This window comes from Luteimonas sp. MC1572, assembly GCF_016615815.1.
Classification (GTDB): Bacteria; Pseudomonadota; Gammaproteobacteria; order Xanthomonadales; family Xanthomonadaceae; genus Luteimonas.
Genome location: NZ_CP067112.1, coordinates 2,398,690 through 2,418,704 on the forward strand (window position 1 = coordinate 2,398,690; position 20,015 = coordinate 2,418,704).

Below are 20,015 nucleotides of genomic sequence, written 5' to 3' on the forward strand. Positions count from 1 at the left end.
CCGCGGGACCATTCCGTCAGGCGATCTGCCCATGGCAGTGCTTGAACTTCTTGCCGCTGCCGCAGGGGCACGGCTCGTTGCGACCAACCTTCGGCATGCCGGGCGGACCGTCGAGCTGGTAGTCGGGAGTCGCGGCCTCTTCGTCGGCGCCGTAGCCGCCGGAATCGGCGTGCTGGAACTGCAGGTTGCGCGCCTGGGCCTCGGCCTGCTGGCGCTCCTGCGCTTCCATCGCCGCCACTTCTTCCTCGCTGCGCACGCGCACGCGGGCCAGCAGGGTGATGACTTCGCGCTTGACCTTGTCCAGCAGCTCGGAGAACAGCTCGAAGGCTTCCTTCTTGTACTCCTGCTTGGGCTGCTTCTGGGCGTAGCCGCGCAGGTGGATGCCCTGGCGCAGGTAATCCATGCGCGCAAGGTGCTGCTTCCAGTTGTCGTCGAGCACGCTGAGCATGATGTGCTTCTCGAGCATGCGCATGGTCTCGCCACCGACCGATGCTTCCTTGTCGCTGAACACCTTGGCCATCAGGTCCTGGACGTGGTTCTGGATGCCCTCGGCGTCGAGTTCGGACTGCGAGGTGGCCCAATGCACCAGGTCCACGTTCTGGCCGAAGTCGGCTTCGAGCGCCGCCTGCAGGCCGGCGAGGTCCCACTGCTCGTCGATCGAGTCCGGCGGCACGAAGCGGTCCACCAGCTCGCCCACCACGTCGCCGCGGATGCCGGCGACGTTGTCGTGGATGCTGTCGGCGTCGAGCAGTTCATCGCGCTGCGCGTAGATCACCTTGCGCTGGTCGTTGTTGACGTCGTCGAAGTCGAGCAGGTTCTTGCGGATGTCGAAGTTGTGGGCCTCGACCTTGCGCTGCGCGTTGGCGATCTGCTTGGAGACGAGCGGCGACTCGATGATGTCGTCTTCCTTCAGGCCCATGCGCGCCATGACCTTCTGCACCCAGTCGGCGGCGAAGATGCGCATCAGGTTGTCTTCGAGCGACAGGTAGAAGCGGCTGGAGCCCGGGTCGCCCTGGCGCCCGGAGCGGCCGCGCAGCTGGTTGTCGATGCGGCGCGACTCGTGGCGCTCGGTGCCGACGATGTGCAGCCCGCCGGCTGCCTTCACCGCGTCGTGGCGCTGCTGCCAGGCCGCCTTGAGGCGCGCGCGCGTAGCGTCGTCGATCTCGCCCTGCTCGGCCTCGAGCGCGGCGATCTCGGCCTCCAGCGAACCGCCGAGCACGATGTCGGTACCGCGGCCGGCCATGTTGGTGGCGATGGTGACCGCGCCCGGCGCACCCGCGTTGGCGACGATCTGCGCCTCGCGCTCGTGCTGCTTGGCGTTGAGCACTTCGTGGTGGATGCCGGCCTCGGTGAGCTGCTGGCTGAGCATCTCGGAGACTTCGATCGAGGTGGTGCCGACCAGCACCGGCTGCTGGCGCGCGTGTGCGTCCTTCAGCTCGTTGATCACCGCGCGGTACTTGCCGGCGCGGTTGAGGAACACCGCATCCGGATGGTCCTTGCGAACCATCTCGCGGTTGGTGGGGATGACCACCACTTCCAGGTTGTAGATGGACTGGAACTCGAACGCTTCGGTATCGGCGGTGCCGGTCATGCCGGCGAGCTTGCCGTACATGCGGAACAGGTTCTGGAAGGTGATGCTGGCGAGCGTCTGGTTCTCGCGCTGCACCGGAACGCCTTCCTTGGCCTCGACCGCCTGGTGCAGGCCGTCGGACCAGCGGCGCCCGGTGAGGGTGCGGCCGGTGAACTCGTCCACGATCACCACCTCGCCGTCGCGCACGATGTAGTCCACGTCGCGCTGGTAGATGGCGTGCGCGCGCAGCGCGGCGTTGAGATGGTGCACCACGTGGATGTTCTGCGGCGCGTACAGGCCGTCGTCCTCGCCGAGGATGCCGGCGCTGCGCAGCAGGTTTTCGGCGTGTTCCTGGCCGGCCTCGGACAGGTGGACCTGCTTGCCCTTCTCGTCCACCCAGTAGTCGCCCTCGCTGTCCTCTTTTTCCTGGCGGCTGAGCGAGGGGACGATGCGGTTGACCTTGATGTACAGCTCGGGCGAGTCGTCGGACGGGCCGGAGATGATCAGCGGCGTGCGCGCCTCGTCGATCAGGATGGAGTCGACTTCGTCGATGATGGCGTAATGCAGGCCGCGCTGGTGGCGCTGGTCGCGCGACAACGCCATGTTGTCGCGCAGGTAGTCGAACCCGAATTCGTTGTTGGTGCCGTAGGTGATGTCGGCGGCGTAGGCGGCGGCCTTGTCGCCGTGCGGCATGCCCGGGTACACCACGCCGACCGACAGGCCGAGCCAGTTGTACAGGCGGCCCATCCACGCGGAGTCGCGGCGCGCCAGGTAGTCGTTGACGGTGACCACGTGCACGCCCTTGCCCTCGAGCGCGTTGAGGTAGGTGGGCAACGTGCCGACCAGGGTCTTGCCTTCGCCGGTGCGCATCTCGGCGATCTTGCCGGTGTGCAGCACCATGCCGCCGACCAGCTGCACGTCGTAGTGGCGCATGCCCAGCACGCGGACCGAGGCCTCGCGGCAGACGGCGAACGCTTCCGGCAGCAGTTTGTCGAGCGACTCGCCGTTGGCGATGCGCTCGCGGAATTCGGGGGTCTTGGCCTGCAGCTCGGCGTCTGACAGCGCCTGCATCTGCGTTTCGAACGCATTGACCTTGGCGACAACCTTGTTGAACTGTCCGACGACGCGTTCGTTGCGGCTGCCGAAGACGCTGGTAAGCAGGCGATTGAGCATGGATTGACCGTTGCTGTGAAGAGTGGCCCGGGGACTACGCCGGGATGTCATGGTTCCGGAAACAGGAAAAGGGCGCGGGGCGCCCTTCTCTGCTGGCGACGACATTGTACCGTGGGGGTCTGCAGGCCGCCTATCAAGCCCCCCGGCGCAGGATCAGCCGCGCTTGGCGACCGCCTGCTGGTCGCCGAGGAACTGGCGCGGGTTGGCGACGCGGCCGTTTTCCCAGACCTCGAAGTGCACGTGCGCGCCGGTGCTGCGGCCGGTGGAGCCGGCACGCGCGATCTGCTGGCCCACGCGCACCAGGTCGCCCACCTTCACCACGTTGCGCGAGTTGTGCGCGTAGCGGGTGACGTAGCCGTTGCCGTGGTCCACCTCGACCACGTTGCCGTAGCCCGAGCGCACTCCGGAATAGCTGACCACGCCGTCGGCGACCGACATCACCGCGTCGCCGGTGTTGGCGTCGAAATCGATGCCCTTGTGGTACGCGGCGCCGCCGCCGAACGGATCGGCGCGGCGGCCGAAGCCGGAGGTGATGTAGCTGGCGGCCACCGGCGAACGCGAGGGCACGGCGTTGCGGTCGAGCTCGCGGTTGAACAGCAGCGACTCGAGCACCGAGAGCTGGCTGCCGGCGCCGGTGAGCTCGGAACCCGCCTGAGCGATGCCCTCGCGCAGCTCGGTGGCCGGCATGTCGCCGACCGGGCCGTAGCCGCCCACGCCCACCGGGCGGTTGAAGTCGAATTCGCCGTCGCCAAGCTGGGCAACGCGGGTCAGGCGGTCGCCGAGCGCGTTCAGGCGGTTGGCCTGGGCCTGCAGCTCGCCGAGGCGGGCGGCCAGTGCATTCACCTCGCGCTGCGCGGCGCGGCGGGTGTCATCAAGGCGCGCGTCCTGCGTCTGCAGCTGCGCCTGGAGGTTGTTCACGTGCCCGGCCTGCAGGCTGGCACCGAGCGTGGTGCCGAGCACCAGCATGGCAGCAGCGGCGGCGAGCGGTTTGCGGCCGGCGACGCGCGCGACCCGAAGGGCGCTGCGGCGGGCGTATTGCAGGAGCCACTCCTGCGAATGTTGAAGTGAGCGGTGTAGAGTCATCAGATGTCCAGTTCCAGATCCAAGCAGGCAATCCCCCGAGGTCCACGCGCTGCCCTCGACGCGCTTCTGGCCGATACCGCCGGCCGTCCGATCCAGCGCGCCATGTGGCTCGACGCTCTGGACCGCCTGCTCCGTCCCCACTTGCCACCTTCACTGGCCGCGCACGCGCGGCTTGCGAATGTGGATGGCGCGAAGCTGGTCTATCTGGTGGATTCGCCAATCTGGAACGCCAAACTCAGGCTTGCCGCTCCGGGACTCATCGAGGCCGCCCGATCGAACGGACTGGACGTCAACGAGCTCAAGGTCAGGACCACCACCCAGCCGCTTCTCCCGCCTGCGCGGACAGAAACAACCGTACTTCCCCTGTCGGCGACCGCTCCCGAATCGTTGCGGGCCGCCTTGGCATCCTTGCGCGACGGGACATCCTAAACGTCGAGGCGACGTGAAAAGTTAACGGAACCGGTGCTGCCGGCGCCATTTTCGTTAATTTTTCGTAAAATTGTGACCCGGGTTACCCGGATCGCGGCGCGTTCAGGCGGGTTGCAGGGCGCCGTAGACCACCGGGCCGGTGCCGGCCTCGGCAAAGGTGACTTCTTCCCAGGCCGAGCGGTCCGCCAGCAGCGCGCGCACCAGCGTGTTGTTCAGCGCGTGCCCGGACTTGAAGCCTTCGAAGGCGCCGATGACCGGGTGCCCGGCGAGATACAGGTCGCCCACCGCGTCGAGGATCTTGTGGCGAACGAATTCATCGGCGTAGCGCAGGCCGTCGTCGTTGAGCACGCGGAAGTCGTCGAGCACGATCGCGTTGTCCATCGAGCCGCCGAGGCCGAGGTTGCGGTCGCGCATGTATTCAAGGTCGTGCATGAAGCCGAAGGTCCGCGCACGGCTGACCTCGCGGATGTAGTTCTCGGTTGAAAATTCCACCTCGGCGCGCGACTGGCTGGTCGGGATGGCCGGGTGGTTGAACTCGATGGTGAAGCCCAGGCGGAACCCGTCGTAGGGCTCGAAGCGGGCGATCTTGTCGCCGTCGCGCACCTCCACCGTCCGCTTGACGCGGATGAAACGCTTGGGAGCGTCCTGCTCGACGATGCCCGCCGACTGCAGCAGGAACACGAACGGACCCGACGAGCCGTCCATGATCGGCACTTCCGGCGCCGACAGCTCGATCAGGATGTTGTCGATGCCGAGGCCGGCGAGCGCCGACATCAGGTGTTCGACCGTCTGCACCTTGGCGCCGCCCTGCGACAGGCCGGTGCACAGCGTGGTCTCGCTGACGAGCATGGCGTCGGCCGGGATCTCGACCGGCGGCTCCACGTCGACGCGGCGGAACACGATGCCGGCGTCGGGCGCGGCCGGACGCATGGTCAGGTACACCTTTTCACCGCTGTGCAGCCCGACGCCGGTGGCGCGGGTGACATTCTTGATGGTGCGCTGCTGGACCATGGGGGCTCTGTGGGGACGCCGGCGTCGCAGCGCGGCAGATGAAAGCGGTTCGCAATTTACCACGCCATCCGCTGAACCTGAACGCACCGCCCCTTCCCCCGCGCACGGGGGAAGGAACGGCGGCACGCGGTCAGTCCGCCTGGCGGCGCAGGAACGCCGGGATGTCCAGGTAGCTGTCGCTGCCGAAGTCCGCCACGGCCGGGGTGGCCGCCGCCGGCTCCGCCGAACCACGGCGCAGGCCGAACCCGCCCACTGCCGACGCCGGTGCCACCGCCTGGCCGTCATCCTCTTCGATGAACATGCCGGTGGTGCCGTCGCGACGGCCCTGGGTGTTGATCAGCTGCACGTGCGGGCGCTGGCGCGGGGCCTCGCCGAAGGCCGTGTCGCGGCCGGTCTGGCGCACGTGGCCACGGTTCAGGCCGGTGGCGACCACGGTGACGCGGACCTCGTCCTGCATGTCCGGGTCGAGCACGGTGCCGATGACGATGGTCGCGTCCTCGCTGGCGAAGTTCTCCACGGTGCGGCCGACTTCGTCGAACTCGCTCATGGTGAAGTCCGGGCCGGCGGTGATGTTGACCAGGATGCCGTTGGCGCCGGCCAGGTTGACGTCGTCGAGCAGCGGGTTCTGGATCGCGGACTCGGCGGCGGCCTGCGCGCGGTCGTCGCCGCGGGCGGTGCCGGTACCCATCATCGCCAGGCCCATCTCGCTCATCACGGTGCGCACGTCGGCGAAGTCGACGTTGATCAGGCCCGGGCGGACGATCAGGTCGGCGATGCCCTGCACGGCGCCGAGCAGCACGTCATTGGCGGCGCGGAAGGCCTGCACCATGGTGGCATTGCGGCCGAGCACGGTGATCAGCTTCTCGTTGGGGATGGTGATCAGCGAGTCGCAATGCTGGCTCAGGTCCTCGATGCCCTTGAGGGCGACCTGCATGCGGCGGCGGCCTTCGAACGGGAACGGCTTGGTGACCACGGCGACGGTCAGGATGCCCATCTCCTTGGCCAGCTGCGCCACGACGGGTGCCGCACCGGTGCCGGTGCCGCCGCCCATGCCGGCGGTGATGAACACCATGTCCGCGCCCTGCAGCGCCGCCATGATCTGGTCGCGGTCCTCGAGCGCGGCCTGGCGGCCGACCTCGGGGTTCGCGCCGGCGCCCAGGCCCTTGGTGACTCCGGTGCCGAGCTGCAGCTGCAGCCGCGCGCCGCAGGTGCGGATGGCCTGCGCGTCGGTATTGGCGGTGATGAATTCCACCCCGTCCACGCTGCCGTTGACCATGTGCGCGACCGCGTTGCCGCCGCCGCCGCCCACGCCGATGACCTTGATGACCGCGTTGGGGGCCATTTTTTCAACCAGTTCGAAGTGCGCCATGTCCGTGTCCTTTATGTAGTTATGTGTTGCTGTTGTCGTGTCGCGGCATTGCCAGGTGTTGCAAACTGCGTTTTCGTTTTCGTCGCCTCGCCCGCGGGGGTCCGGCGCGCGGTGTGTTCGCGTCCATCTCAGAACTCGCCGTTGAACCAGGTCTTGATCTTCTTCAGCAGGCTGCCGGCGCGGCCGCTCGGGATCACCGGGCGCCGCGGATGCTCGATCTGGCTGCCCATCAGCAGCAGGCCCACGCCGGTGGCGTGCACCGGGTTGTTGACCACTTCGCCCAGGCCGGTGACGTGCTGCGGGATGCCCACGCGCACCGGCATTTGCAGCATTTCCTCGGCCAGCTCCACCACGCCTTCCATCTTTGCCGAGCCGCCGGTGAGCACCATGCCGGCGCGCACGTGCTGCTCGAAACCCGAGCGGCGCAGTTCGGCCTGCACCATCTCGAAGATCTCCTCGTAGCGGGCCTGCACCGCCTGCGCGAGCGACTGCCGCGGCAGGCGACGCGGCGGGCGGTCGCCGACGCTGGGCACCTGGATCGATTCTTCGCTGGTCGCCAGCTGCGCCAGCGCGCAGGCGTAGCGCACCTTGATCTGCTCGGCTTCCGGGGTGGGCGTGCGCAGCATGTGCGCGATGTCCTCGGTGACCTTGTCGCCGGCGATCGGCAGGCTCGCGGTGTGGCAGATCGCGCCCTGCACGAACACCGCAAGATCCGTGGTGCCGGCGCCGATGTCGACCATCACCACGCCCAGCTCGCGCTCGTCGCTGGTCAGCACCGCGGTGCTGGACGCCAGCGACGACAGCACCAGGTCGTCGATCTGCAGGCCGCAGCGCTGCACGCACTTGGAGATGTTGGCGGCGGCCGACTGCGCGCACACCACCAGGTGCGCGTGCACCTCGAGGCGCACGCCGGTCATGCCGACGGGATTGCGGATGCCTTCCTGCGAATCGTCCAGCACGTACTCGCGCGGGATGGCGTGCAGGATCTTCTGGTCGGCGGGGATGGCGACGGCCTTGGCGGCGTCGAGCACGCGGTCCAGGTCGCCCCAGGTGACCTCGCCGTCGCGGATCGGCACGATGCCCGGCGAGTTCTTGCACTGCACGTGGTTGCCGGAGATCGAGGCGTAGACCGAGCGGATCTCGCAGCCGGCCATCAGCTCGGCCTCTTCCACGGCGCGCTGGATGGATTGCACGGTCGACTCGATGTCGACCACCACGCCGCGCTTCAGGCCCCGCGATTCGTGGCTGCCGATACCGATCACCTCGATCGGGTTGCCCGGCGAATACTCGCCGACCAGGGCCACGACCTTGGAGGTGCCGATGTCGAGGCCGACGATGAGGGCCTTGTCGCCTTTGCGGTTCATGCGTTTTGTTCCTTGGCCCATGTCAGGGCAAAGCCATTGGTGTAGCGAAGGTCGGCGCGGGCCAGCGGCCTGGGCGTCTGGGCCATGAGCTGCGGCAGCAGCCGCGCGAAGCGCGCAAGGCGCAGGCGCGCCTCGTGGCTGCCGATCACGACTTCGGTGTTGTTGGAAAGCACCAGCGTCCAGCTGCCCCGGCTGTCGAGCAGCAGCGCGGTCACGCCATAGCCGGTGGGCGCGAACAGCGTGCGCGACTCGTTGTAGAGGGCCACGACGTCGGCGGTACGCGCGGCCGGGCCGTGCAGGATCGGCAGGCCGGCCGGTGCGCTGACGCCCGCGGCCGGGAACACCTTGCCCTGCTGCGACAACAGGCTGTCGGTGCCCCAGCGTGCGAACGGGCGGTGCTCGTGCACCCGCACTTCCAGCACGTCCGGCCAGGTCTTGCTGACTTCCGCATGGTCGACCCACGGCAGCACCGCGACGGCGGAGCGGGCCTCGTCCAGCCGGATCGCGAAGAAGCCCTGGGTGGCGTACGGCAGCACCGCTTCGCGCACCTTCGCGGCGTCGACCTGCTGCAGGTTGTCGTTGATGCGCAGCGTGCGCAGCGGCCAGCGCTCGGCGCCGATCCAGCCCTTGACCACGGCGACGACCGGCAGCGCGATCAGCGCCACCGCCAGGGTCCAGGCCAGGATCCGCGCCAGCGCGTTCACAGCGTCTGCTCCAGCACGCGCCAGCACAGCTCGGCGTAGTCGCAGCCGAGTACGGCGGCAGCCTTGGGCACCAGTGAATGACTGGTCATGCCCGGCGCGGTATTCACCTCGATCAGCTGCAGCCCGCGCGTGTTGTCGCGCATCACGTCCACGCGGCCCCAGCCGCTGCACCCCGCGGCGAGGAACGCCTGCAGCGACAGCGCGCGGATCGCGTCCTCGTCGCTGCCGGACATGCCGGGGCACAGGTACTGCGTGTCGTCGGCGATGTACTTGGCGTGGTAGTCGTACCACTCGCCGGCCGGCACGATACGGATCGACGGCAGCGCCACGTCGCCGAGGATGCCGACGGTGAGCTCGTCGCCCTGCACCATCTGCTCCATCAGCAGCTCGCCGTCGTAACCGGCGGCGAACTCGATGGCCGGCGCCAGGTCGGCCGGCGCCAGCACGCGGAACACGCCGACGCTGGAGCCTTCGCACGACGGCTTGACGAATACCGGGTAGCCCAGCGCCTCGGCGGCGGCGCGCAGGTCGGCGCCCTTCGGCAGGCGCTCGAAGCGCGGCGTGGGCAGGCCGGCGGCGATCCACACCTGCTTGGTGCGCACCTTGTCCATGGTCAGCGCGCTGCCCAGCACGCCGGAGCCGGTGAACGGCACGCGCAGCGCCTGCAGCACGCCCTGCAGCACGCCGTTCTCGCCGTCGCCGCCGTGCAGGATGTTGAACACGCGGTCGAACTGGCGGTCCTGCAGCTCACGCAGCAGGTTGGGCACGCCGTCCACCGCGGCCACGTCCACGCCGCGCGACTGCAGCGCAGCCAGCACGTTGCGGCCGGAATCCAGCGAGACCTCGCGCTCGGCACTGGCACCGCCCATCAGCACGGCGACGCGACCGAAGTCCGCGGCGTGGGTGGTGCGCAGCGGAGGCAGGACGGATGCGGTCATGCGGCCTCCTCCGGGAAGCCTTCGCTGGCCAGCTGCTGTGCAACGTGGCCGATGTCGCCCGCGCCCATGACCAGCAGCAGGTCGTTGTCCTGGAGGATGTCGGGCAGCACGTCGCGCAGCTCCGACGGCCCGCCCACGACCACCGGATCGATGCGGCCGCGCGCGCGGATGGCACGCGCCAGCGCGCGCGAATCGGCGTTGGCGATCGGCGCTTCACCGGCCGGGTAGACCTCGGTCAGCACCAGCGCGTCGACGCCCGACAGCACGCCGGCGAAATCGTCGAGCAGGTCGCGGGTGCGGCTGTAGCGGTGCGGCTGGAACGCCACCACCAGGCGGCGCTCGGGCCAGCCGCCACGCGCGGCTTCGAACACCGCGGCGAGCTCGTTGGGATGATGGCCGTAGTCGTCGACCAGCTGCACCCTGGCACCGCGCGCGGTGGTGAGTTCGGCCAGCATGTTGAAGCGACGACCGATGCCCTCGAAGCCACGCAGCGCGGCGGCGATGGCATCGGTGGACACGCCCAGCTGCCAGCCCACCGTGGCCGCGGCCAGCGCGTTCTGCACGTTGTGGCGGCCGGGCAACGCCAGCTGCACGGCGGTGCGCGAGCCGTCGGGCAGGCACAGCGTGAAGTGCATGCTCGGGCCCGACTGGCTGACATCGACGGCGCGCACGTCGGCATCGTCGTGGAAGCCGTAGGTCATGACATGGCGCGACACGTTGCCGGCCAGCGCGGCGACCTCGGGGTCGTCCAGGCACAGCACTGCGAGACCGTAGAACGGCAGGCGGTGCAGGAATTCGGAGAACGCCTGCTGCACGCGGCTGAAGTCACCGCCGTAGTTCTCGAGATGGTCGACGTCGATGTTGGTGACGATGGCGACCAGCGGGTTCAGGCGCAGGAAGCTGCCGTCGCTTTCGTCGGCTTCGGCCACCAGCCATTCGCCGCCGCCGAGGCGCGCGTTGGCGCCGGCCGCGAGCAGCTTGCCGCCGATCACGAACGTCGGGTCCAGGCCGCCTTCCGCCAGCACGCTCGACAGCAGCGAGGTGGTGGTGGTCTTGCCGTGGGTGCCGGCCACGGCCACGCCGCGGCGGAAGCGCATCAGCTCGGCCAGCATCTCCGCGCGCGGAACCACCGGGATGCGCTGCGCACGCGCCTCGAGCAGCTCCGGGTTGTCGGCGCGGATCGCGCTCGACGCCACCACGACGTCCTTGCCGAGCACGTTCGCCGCGGTGTGGCCGCGGTGGATGGCAATGCCGAGGCCGGCGAGGCGGCGCGTCACGGCATTGTCGGCAGTGTCCGAGCCGGAGACGTCGTAGCCCAGCGTGCGCAGCACCTCGGCGATGCCGCTCATGCCGGTGCCGCCGATGCCGACGAAGTGCACGCGCGAATGGCGGCGTGCGAAGTCGGCCATCGCGATGCCGTGGCTTTCATCAAGGCGGCGCATCATGCCCGGGCCCTCGGTGCAAAGGTGGGTTCGACGCGCTGGCGCAGGCGGCTGGTGCCGCGCGCGGCCAGCGAAGGCGTCGGCTGGGTGGTATCGGGTGGCGGCGGCATCGGGGCCTGCGCAGCCGCGGCGCCCTCGCCGCGCAGGCGCGCGACCTGGCGCTGGGCGCGGTCGAGTTCGTAGGAGACGCGCAGCAGCACGCCCATCGCGGCGCAGGTCATCAGCACGCTGGAGCCGCCCGACGACACCAGCGGCAGGGTCAGCCCCTTGGTGGGCAGCAAGCCGAGGTTGACGCCGATCGAGACCAGGCTCTGCAGGCTGATCCACAGCGCGATGCCGAATGCGCAGTAGCCGGCGAAGTGGCGACGCATCTCCACGCACTTCAGGCCGATCCAGAACGCGCGCCCGACCAGCAGCGCGTACAGGCCGATCACCGCGCACACGCCGATGAAGCCGAGTTCCTCGGCGATCACCGCGAGGATGAAGTCGGTGTGCGCCTCCGGCAGGTACGACAGTTTCTGGATCGACGCGCCCAGGCCCACGCCCGTCAGCTCGCCGCGGCCGACCGCCATCAGCGCGTTGGCCAGCTGGTAGCCGCTGTTGAACGGATCGGCAAAGGGATCCATGAACGACGTCAGGCGACGCATGCGGTAGGGCTCGGCGATCGCCACGAGCGCCAGCACCGGCAGCAGCGCCAGCACGGGTGCAGCCATGCGCGGCAGGTGCACGCCGCCCAGCACCAGCATGCCGGCGGTGATGGCCAGCACCAGCGCCAGCGAGCCGAAGTCCGGCTGCAGCGCCAGCAGCGCCATCAGCGCGACCGCCACGCCCAGCGGCTTCAGCATCGCGCCCCAGGTGGCGTTGACCTCGTCGCGGAAGCGCACCAGGTAGCTCGCCAGCCACACGATGTACATCAGCTTGACCGCTTCCACCGCCTGGAACTTGGACACGCCGAGGTTGAGCCAGCGCTGCGCGCCGTTGACGCTGCTCCCCAGCCCCGGCACGAACACCAGCACCAGCATCAGGAAGCAGCCGACCAGCAGCAGGCGGTCGAAGCGCTCGATGGTCTTCAGCTCGGTGCGCATCGCCCAGAACGCGAGGCCCGCGCCCAGCGCCAGGAACACCAGGTGCCGGGTGAGGAAGTAGAACGGGCCGACGTCGAGGTCCTCGCCGATGGCGATCGAACTCGACGCCACCATCACCACGCCCAGCGCCGCCAGCCCGATCACCGCGGCGAGCAGCCACGGGTCGAAGCGGCCGGCGATGGCATCGAGCCGGGTGGCCTGCGCGGAATGGTCGTGGCTGCGGTCCATCAGCGCACCTTCAACGTGGCGAGGCCGACCAGCACCAGCACCACCGAGATGATCCAGAAGCGCACGATCACGCGCGGCTCGGGCCAGCCCTTGAGTTCGAAGTGGTGGTGGATGGGCGCCATGCGGAACACGCGCTTGCCGGTGAGCTTGAACGACGCCACCTGGATCATCACCGACAGCGTCTCGATGACGAAGATGCCGCCCATGATCACCAGCACCAGCTCCTGGCGCACGATCACCGCCACCGTGCCGAGCACCGCGCCCAGCGCCAGCGCGCCGATGTCGCCCATGAACACCATGGCCGGATAGGTGTTGAACCACAGGAACCCGAGCCCGGCCCCGGCGATGGCGGCGCAGATGATCACCAGCTCACCGGCGCCCGGCACGCGCGGGATCTGCAGGTACTCGGAGAACTGCGCATGGCCCGACGCGTAGGCGAACACGCCCAGCGCGCAGGCCACCAGCACCGTCGGCATGATCGCCAGGCCGTCGAGGCCGTCGGTCAGGTTGACCGCGTTGGAGAATCCGACGATCCAGAAGTAGGCGATCGCCACGAAGCCGACGCCGGCCAGCGGCAGCGCGATCGACTTGAAGAACGGCACGTAGAACGTGGTGGCGGCGGGCACGTCCGCGTACAGCCACAGGTACAGCGCCGCGGCCAGGCCGAACACCGACTGCGCGGCGTACTTCCAGCGCGACTTCAGGCCGTTCGGGTCGCGCCTGACGATCTTGATCCAGTCGTCGTACCAGCCGATGGCGCCGAAGGCCACCATCACGCCCAGCACCACCCACACGTACTTGTTGCGCAGGTCGCCCCACAGCAGCACCGATGCCAGCACCGTGACCAGGATCAGCGCGCCACCCATGGTCGGCGTGCCGGCCTTGGAGAAATGCGTCTGCGGGCCGTCGCTGCGGATCGGCTGGCCGCCCTTGTACTGCGCGAGCTTGCGGATCACCGCCGGGCCCCACCACAGCGACAGGAACAACGAAGTCAGCGCCGCCAGGATGCCGCGGAAGGTCAGGTAGCCGAACAGGCCGAACAGGCCTTCGAGCTGCTGCAGCCAGCGGGAGAGTTCAAGCAGCATGGGTGTCGTCCTTCGTCAGCAGCGCGGCAACCACGCGATCCATCGCGCTGCCGCGCGACCCTTTCACCAGAATTGTCGGAACGTCCGCAGCAGGTGCGGCCGCTGCCAGCGCGGCGGCCAGCGCATCCGCGAGCTCGGTATGCGAGGCGTGCACCTCGCCGCCCGGGCCGAACGCCTCGGCGGCGACCGCGCTCAGCGCGCCCAGTGCATACAGGCGTGCCACGCCGGCATCACGCGCACGGCGGCCGGCGGCCTCGTGCAGCGCGACGGCGTCGGCACCGAGTTCGCGCATGTCGCCCAGCACCAGCCAGCCTTCCCCCGGTGCCGCAGCCAGGATGTCGATGGCCGCAGCCAGCGAGCCGGGGTTGGCGTTGTAGCTGTCGTCGACCAGCCAGGCGCCAGCGGCCAGGCGATGGCGTACCAGGCGACCCGCGACCGGCTCGACGCTGGCCAGGCCCGCCGCGATCGCGTCCAGCCCCGCGCCGCACGCCAGCGCGAGCGCCGCGGCGGCCAGCGCATTGGCCACGTTGTGGCGGCCCGGCAGCGGCAGCGTCACCGCGATCTCGCCTTCGCGCGCCACCAGCACGAACGTGGTGCCGTCCTCGCCCAGCACCACGTCGCGTGCGCGCACGTCGGCGCGCGCGTCGAAGCCGAAGCGCAGCAGGCGGCGGCCGTGCGCGCGTTCGGCGAAATAGGGTTCGAACGCGTCGTCGGCGTTGAGCACCGCGGTGCCGTCGTCGGGCAGCGCGTCGTAGATCGCGGCCTTGGTGTCGGCCACGCCGAGCAGGCTGCCCATGCGCTCGAGGTGCGCGGGCGCCACGTTGTTGACCACCGCCACCCGCGGCCGCGCGATGGCGGTCAGGTAGGCGATGTCGCCGGGCTGGCCGGCGCCCATCTCGTAGATGGCGAACTCGGCATCATCCGGTGCGTCGATGACCGCCAGCGGCAGGCCGATCTCGTTGTTGCGGTTGCCCGGGTTGCAGTAGGTGCGGCCGCAGCGCGACAGGATCGGCAGCAGCAGCTGCTTGACGCTGGTCTTGCCGTTGCTGCCGGTGATCGCGACCACCAGCGTGCTGCGCTGCGCCTGCAGCGCGGCGGCGAGCGAGCCGAGTGCGGCGACGGTGTCGGCCACCACCACCTGCGGCAGCGGCGCATCCACCAGGCGCGAAACCAGCGCCGCGCGCGCGCCGGCGGCGGCCGCCGCGGCCACGTGGTCATGGCCATCGAAGGTGTCGCCGGCGATCGCCACGAACAGCGGGGCGCCGGAGCCGGCGTGCAGGCCGCGGGAGTCGGTGACCACGGCATCGACCACGATGTCGTCGCCTTCGAGACGGCCGTTGCAGGCCTGGGCGATGCGCGACAGTGCCAGCGGATTCATGCGCCGGCCTCCAGCGCGCGACGCGCGACGTCGCTGTCGTCGAAGGGATGGCGCACGCCGGCAATTTCCTGGCAGGGCTCATGGCCCTTGCCGGCGACCAGCACGATGTCGCCCTCGCCCGCCGTTCCGACCGCGCGCGTGATCGCCGCGGCGCGGTCGCGCAGGACGATCGCCGCGGCCGGGTTGCGCAGGCCGGCAAGGATCTCGACGACGATCGCGTCGCCATCCTCGTTGCGCGGGTTGTCGTCGGTGACGAACACGATTTCGGCGCCGGCTTCGGCGATCGCCGCCATCTGCGGGCGCTTGCCGCGGTCGCGCTCGCCGCCACAGCCGAACACGCAGGCGATGCGGCCGCTGGCGTGCGCGCGCAGGCTGGCCAGCGCCTGTTGCAGCGCGTCGGGGGTGTGCGCGTAATCCACCACCACCAGCGGCTGGCCGGCACTGCCACCCAGGCGGTTCATGCGCCCGGCGATCGGCTGCAGCTTCGCCAGCACGCGCGCGATGTCGCCGATGCCGACCTGCTGCGCGTGCAGCACGCCGGCGACCGCCAGCAGGTTGTCGACATTGAAGCGGCCCAGCAGCGGCGAGCGCACCGCTGCGCTGTCGCCCGCGATACCGAGCGTGAAGCCGATGCCGGCGGCATCGAGCACGATGTCCGAGGCCGACACGCCGGCGCCATCCGCGCCACGCGCGCTGGTGCCGACGCGTTGCAGGCTCGCCGGCAAGGCCGCGAACAGCGCGCGGCCATGCTCGTCGTCCAGGTTGACCACCGCCGCGGCCAGGCCCGGCGTCGCGAACAGCCGCGCCTTGGCGGCGCCGTAGCTGGCCATGTCGCCGTGGTAGTCGAGGTGGTCGCGGGTGAGGTTGGTGAACACGCCGAGCTGGAACCGCACCGCGTCCACGCGGCCCTGGTCGAGCGCGTGCGAGCTGACTTCCATCGCCACCGCGTCCGCGCCGGCATCGCGCAACTCCGCGAGCAGCGCGTGCGTCTGCAGCACCAGCGGCGTGGTGAAACCGGTGGCGCGCACGTCACCGTGCAGGCCGGCGCCGAGCGTGCCGATGGTGCCGGCACGGCGACCGAGCAGCTCCCAGGCCTGCGCCAGCAGCTGCACGGTGGACGTCTTGCCGTTGGTGCCGGTGACGCCGACGGTGGTCATCGCCGCCGAGGGCTGGCCGTGGAATTCATGCGCCATCGCGCCCATGCGCGCGCGCAGCCCGGGCACCGCGATGGCGGCGGCCGGTGGCGCCGGCACATCGGCCGGCACCGGCGGCTCGAACAGCACCGCCGCAGCGCCATCGGCCAGCGCCTGCTGCGCGAAATGCAGGCCGTGCGTGCCGAAGCCGCCGATCGCGACGAAGGCGTCGCCGGCGCGGAGCGCGCGGCTGTCCTGCACCAGGCCGGACACCTCGAGCGTCGCCGGCACCGCGGCGATGTCGGGCAGCAGCGCCGCGAGTGGCATGCGCCGGCTCATGGGCGCGCCTCGACGGTGGCCGCTGCCGGCGCCGTGGCGTCGGGCAGCGTGGCCACGGCTGCCGGGCGCCGGGCGTTCGCCGCCTGCGCCTTGGCCTGGTCCTTGGCCTGCGCGGCCAGCCAGGTGTCGATGTCGTCCGGCGGCACGTCCATCAGGCGCAGCGCGCCATCCATCACCCGCTGGAACACCGGCGCGGAGACCGCGCCGCCGCCGTACACGCCGGCCGATGTGTCGGGATCGTCGATCACCACCGCCATCGAGAAGCGCGGGTTGTCCACCGGCACCAGGCCGGCGAAGAAGGCCACGTAGCGACGCGCGTATCCGCCACCGGAGGCCTTGCGCGCGGTGCCGGACTTGCCGGCGACGTGGTATCCGAGGATCGCCGCGCGCGTGCCCGTGCCGCCGGGCTCGGTGACGGTCTGCATCATCCGCACCACCTCGTCGGCGATCTCCGGCGCCAGCACCTGCGCGGGTTCGCCGCCCTGGCCCTTGACCAGGGTCGGGGTCATGGCGCGGCCGTGATTGCCAAGCGTCGCGTATGCGTGCGCGATCTGCAGGGGCGTGGCCGACAGGCCATAGCCGTAGGACATCGTCTGCTTGCTGGTACCGCTCCAGCTTGCCGGCGGCGGCAGCAGGCCGGCGGCCTCGCCGGGGAAGCCGCTGCCGGTGGACTGGCCATAGCCGAAGCGGCGCAGGAAGTCGTAGAAGGTCTTGTCCGGCAACCGGTGCACGATCTTCGAGACGCCGACGTTGGAGCTCTTGGTCAGGATGCCGGTGATATCCAGCACGCCGTAATTGCGGAAATCGCTGGTGCGGTAGCGGCCGTTGGCGATCCAGCCCGGGCTGGTGTCCACGCGGCTGTCGGGGGCGATCACGCCCGCCTCGATGCCGGCGGCCACGGTCAGCGGCTTGATCGTCGAGCCCGGCTCGATCAGGTCGGTCACCGCGCGGTTGCGGCGCGCATCGCGGTGCTCGCCGGTGACCGCGTTCGGGTTGAACGTGGGCAGGTTGGCCATGGCGAGGATCTCGCCGGTGGCGACATCCAGCACCACCGCCGAACCGGCGCTGGCACCGGTTTCCAGCAGCGCGCGGCGCAGTTCGCGATGCGCGAGGTACTGGATGCGGCGGTCGATGCTGAGCACCAGGTCCTTGCCCGGCTGCGCGGCGCGCACCAGGTCGACGTTCTCGACGATGCGGCCGCGGCGGTCGCGGATCACCTTCTGCGCGCCCGGCGTGCCGCGCAGCCAGTCGTCGAACGCCAGCTCCACGCCTTCCTGGCCGAGGTCGTCGATGTTGGTGAAGCCGAGCACGTGCGCCAGTGCCTCGCCCTGCGGGTAGAAGCGGCGGAACTCGCGCTGCGAGAACACGCCGGGAATCTTGCGCGCGAGGATCTTCTCGGCGGCGGCCGGATTGATGCGGCGCTGCAGGTAGACGAATTCCTTGTCTGCGCGCTGCGCCAGTTTGCGCTCGAGTTCGTCCAGCGGCACGCCCAGTGCTTCGGCCAATTCAGGCAGGCGCGCGGGCGACTTCAGCAGTTCCTGCGGGTTGCCCCACACGGTGTCGACCGGCGACGACACGGCGAGCGGCTCGCCGTTGCGGTCGGTGATCATGCCGCGCGAGGTCGGGATCGGGATCTCGCGCAGGAAGCGCGAATCGGCCTTCTGCTGGTAGTAGGCGTTGTCGACCAGCTGCAGGTCGACGGCGCGCGCCACCAGCGCCAGCGCGCACAGGCCCAGCCCGCCGGCGACGATCTTCAGGCGCCCGCGCAGGTCGAAGCGTGCGCGGCCGCGGGGCTTGGTGACGCCGTTGCGGTCCTTGCCGAACTTCATGGCCGCACCACCACGATCTCGCCGGCCTCGGGGAATTTCATGCCCAGGCGGGTGCGCGCGACCTGGTCGACGCGGTTGCTTTCAGCCCACGTGGCCTGTTCCAGCTGCAGGCGGCCGAAATCGATGTTGAGCTCGTCGCGCGCGTGCTCGAGCCGGGTCAGCTCGACGAACAGCTGGCGGTGGCGGTGGCGCGCGTGCACCACTCCGATCGCCGCCACCACGTTGGCCGCCAGCAGCACGATCACCAGGAAGCGGGTCACGGCCGCACCTCCAGCTTCTCGGCCACGCGCAGCACCGCGCTGCGCGCGCGCGGGTTGGCGGCGAGCTCGGCCGAGTCGGCCTTGGTGGCGCCGCCGATCTCGCGCAGGCCGGGCACGAACGCCTCCGGCTCCGGCAGGCGGCGGTTGCCCGCGGGCGCCTTGGCATGGCGCGCGATGAAGCGCTTGGCGATGCGGTCTTCGAGCGAATGGAAGCTGATCACGACCAGGCGGCCGCCAGGCTTGAGCGCGGCGAACGCGGCGTCCAGCCCGTCTTCCAGATCGCCCAGCTCGCGGTTGATGTGGATGCGGATCGCCTGGAACGAGCGCGTGGCCGGGTGGATCTCGTGGCGGCCGGGCTTGGGCCGCGGCATGACCGAGGCGATCAGTTCGGCCAGCTGCGCGGTGCGCAGCAGCGGCGCATCGGTGCGGCGTTCGACGATCGCGCGCGCGATGCGCCGGCTCAGGCGCTCGTCGCCGTAGGTCCAGAGCACGTCGGCGATCTCGTCGGCGGTGGCACGCGCCAGCCACTGGGCCGCGCTCTCGCCGTTGTCGGGATCCATGCGCATGTCGAGCGGGCCGTCACGGCCGAAGCTGAAGCCGCGCTCGGCGACGTCGAGCTGGGGGGAGGACACGCCGAGGTCGAACAGCACGCCGTCAAGGCCGGCGGCCACGGCGTCCCAGCGGCCCAGGTCGGCAAAGCTGCCGCGGCGGATCGCCACGCGCGGGTCCGAGCCGAACTCGCGTTCGGCCACGGTGATCGCGTCGGGATCCTTGTCCATCAGCAGCAGCCTGCCCTGCGGTCCGAGTGCTTCGAGCACGCCCCGGGCGTGCCCGCCACGGCCGAACGTGCCATCCAGGTACGTCCCGTCCCCACGCACGTGCAGCCCTTCCATGACCTGCGAATACAGAACCGGAAGGTGCGCGGAGCGGCGATCCGCGGCACCCGCGGTCACAACAGCAGCCCGACCAGGTCGTCGCCGAGGTCGTCGTCCCCGAGGGTCCGCTCGATCTGCTCGCGATGCGCCTGCTCACTCCAGAGCTCGAACTTGTCGCCCATGCCAAGCAGCACGGCGTGTTTTTCGATGCCGATCGCCTTGCGGTGGCTGGCGGGGATGGAAATCCGGCCGTTGCCGTCGGGTTCGACGATCGCCGCGGCGCCGACCAGCTTCAGCTGCAGTTCGCGGTTGGTCCTGCGGACCTTGGACAGCCCGTTGACCTGGTCGCGCACGCGCTCCCACTGGGCGAACGGGTAGAGGTACAGCGAGCCCTTCTCGAAGGGGTTGTACGTGACCACCAGACGGTTCGCGCACGCGGACGCGACAAGCTCCCGGTAGCTGGTAGGGATCGCCAGCCGGCCCTTGTCATCGATCGTGATGGCGGTCTCGCCCTGGAACACGTTGCCTGTCACTCCATGCCCGTCTGCGGCGGGCTTCATGCGCAGGAAAACCACGAATATCCATGTCTTCCCACGTGTAGCCACCTTAGGAGCGGCCACAACCCTTGTCAACAGGCTGGAGTGACGAATTTCATTAAGCAGGTCAAGGACTTGCGGCGAACTTCAGAGACTTGTTCAAGGTTTATCCACAAGCAACTGT

16 protein-coding genes and 1 pseudogene are annotated in these 20,015 nt (G+C 69.9%); 1 reads left to right on the top strand and 16 read right to left on the bottom strand.

Annotation, left to right across the window (positions count from 1 at the left end):
• Nucleotides 1–16: 16 nt before the first annotated feature.
• Together secA and JGR64_RS11025 are read right to left on the bottom strand one after the other, a co-directional pair.
• Nucleotides 17–2,743, bottom strand: a complete 2,727-nt coding sequence (gene secA / locus JGR64_RS11020; protein WP_199373423.1) for a preprotein translocase subunit SecA — start codon at nucleotides 2,741–2,743, stop codon at nucleotides 17–19.
• 153 nt (nucleotides 2,744–2,896) lie between these two features.
• A complete protein-coding gene (locus JGR64_RS11025; protein ID WP_233348231.1) occupies nucleotides 2,897–3,709 on the bottom strand; it encodes a M23 family metallopeptidase in 813 nt (270 codons plus the stop codon).
• Nucleotides 3,710–3,829: 120 nt separating this feature from the next.
• Between JGR64_RS11025 and JGR64_RS11030 the strand changes: the two genes are divergently transcribed.
• Nucleotides 3,830–4,255, top strand: a complete 426-nt coding sequence (locus JGR64_RS11030; RefSeq protein ID WP_199373425.1) for a DUF721 domain-containing protein — start codon at nucleotides 3,830–3,832, stop codon at nucleotides 4,253–4,255.
• A 102-nt stretch (nucleotides 4,256–4,357) separates the two neighbouring features.
• On the opposite strand, the gene lpxC is transcribed toward JGR64_RS11030, so the two are convergent.
• The 14 genes and pseudogenes from lpxC to mraZ form a co-directional block, all read right to left on the bottom strand.
• The gene (lpxC, locus tag JGR64_RS11035) at nucleotides 4,358–5,266 is read right to left on the bottom strand and encodes a UDP-3-O-acyl-N-acetylglucosamine deacetylase (RefSeq protein ID WP_199373426.1); all 909 of its coding nucleotides are present in this window, start codon (nucleotides 5,264–5,266) and stop codon (nucleotides 4,358–4,360) included.
• 130 nt (nucleotides 5,267–5,396) lie between these two features.
• Nucleotides 5,397–6,635, bottom strand: a complete 1,239-nt coding sequence (gene ftsZ / locus JGR64_RS11040) for a cell division protein FtsZ (protein ID WP_199373427.1) — start codon at nucleotides 6,633–6,635, stop codon at nucleotides 5,397–5,399.
• Nucleotides 6,636–6,763: 128 nt separating this feature from the next.
• A complete protein-coding gene (gene ftsA, locus JGR64_RS11045; protein ID WP_182824922.1) occupies nucleotides 6,764–7,999 on the bottom strand; it encodes a cell division protein FtsA in 1,236 nt (411 codons plus the stop codon).
• Between the two features lie 23 nt (nucleotides 8,000–8,022).
• A pseudogene (locus tag JGR64_RS11050) lies at nucleotides 8,023–8,703 on the bottom strand (cell division protein FtsQ/DivIB); the annotation flags it as partial.
• Nucleotides 8,700–9,641, bottom strand: a complete 942-nt coding sequence (locus JGR64_RS11055; RefSeq protein ID WP_199373429.1) for a D-alanine--D-alanine ligase — start codon at nucleotides 9,639–9,641, stop codon at nucleotides 8,700–8,702. The gene JGR64_RS11055 and the pseudogene JGR64_RS11050, both read right to left, overlap by 4 nt.
• Nucleotides 9,638–11,086: a UDP-N-acetylmuramate--L-alanine ligase gene (murC, locus tag JGR64_RS11060; protein ID WP_199373430.1), complete on the bottom strand. Its 1,449-nt coding sequence runs from the start codon at nucleotides 11,084–11,086 to the stop codon at nucleotides 9,638–9,640. Before murC ends, JGR64_RS11055 begins: the two co-directional genes overlap by 4 nt.
• Nucleotides 11,083–12,396: a putative lipid II flippase FtsW gene (gene ftsW / locus JGR64_RS11065; protein WP_199373431.1), complete on the bottom strand. Its 1,314-nt coding sequence runs from the start codon at nucleotides 12,394–12,396 to the stop codon at nucleotides 11,083–11,085. Before ftsW ends, murC begins: the two co-directional genes overlap by 4 nt.
• Nucleotides 12,396–13,481 carry a phospho-N-acetylmuramoyl-pentapeptide-transferase gene (gene mraY, locus JGR64_RS11070; protein WP_199373432.1) on the bottom strand — a complete coding sequence of 362 codons (1,086 nt, stop codon included), beginning with the start codon at nucleotides 13,479–13,481 and terminating at the stop codon, nucleotides 12,396–12,398. The genes ftsW and mraY overlap by 1 nt, the downstream gene beginning before the upstream one ends.
• Entirely contained in the window at nucleotides 13,471–14,859 is a 1,389-nt protein-coding gene (gene murF, locus JGR64_RS11075) for a UDP-N-acetylmuramoyl-tripeptide--D-alanyl-D-alanine ligase (RefSeq protein ID WP_199373433.1), read from the bottom strand. Before murF ends, mraY begins: the two co-directional genes overlap by 11 nt.
• Nucleotides 14,856–16,331, bottom strand: coding sequence for a UDP-N-acetylmuramoyl-L-alanyl-D-glutamate--2,6-diaminopimelate ligase (locus JGR64_RS11080; protein ID WP_199373434.1), 1,476 nt, complete (start codon nucleotides 16,329–16,331; stop codon nucleotides 14,856–14,858). Before JGR64_RS11080 ends, murF begins: the two co-directional genes overlap by 4 nt.
• The gene (locus JGR64_RS11085; protein ID WP_199373435.1) at nucleotides 16,328–18,160 is read right to left on the bottom strand and encodes a penicillin-binding protein 2; all 1,833 of its coding nucleotides are present in this window, start codon (nucleotides 18,158–18,160) and stop codon (nucleotides 16,328–16,330) included. The genes JGR64_RS11080 and JGR64_RS11085 overlap by 4 nt, the downstream gene beginning before the upstream one ends.
• A complete protein-coding gene (ftsL, locus tag JGR64_RS11090) occupies nucleotides 18,157–18,420 on the bottom strand; it encodes a cell division protein FtsL (protein ID WP_199373436.1) in 264 nt (87 codons plus the stop codon). Before ftsL ends, JGR64_RS11085 begins: the two co-directional genes overlap by 4 nt.
• On the bottom strand, nucleotides 18,417–19,313 hold the full coding sequence (gene rsmH, locus JGR64_RS11095) for a 16S rRNA (cytosine(1402)-N(4))-methyltransferase RsmH (RefSeq protein ID WP_199373437.1): 897 nt from the start codon (nucleotides 19,311–19,313) through the stop codon (nucleotides 18,417–18,419). The genes ftsL and rsmH overlap by 4 nt, the downstream gene beginning before the upstream one ends.
• 56 nt (nucleotides 19,314–19,369) lie before the next feature.
• Nucleotides 19,370–19,855 (bottom strand): division/cell wall cluster transcriptional repressor MraZ, encoded by a 486-nt coding sequence (mraZ, locus tag JGR64_RS11100; protein WP_199373438.1) that lies wholly within the window; start codon nucleotides 19,853–19,855, stop codon nucleotides 19,370–19,372.
• Nucleotides 19,856–20,015: the final 160 nt, after the last annotated feature.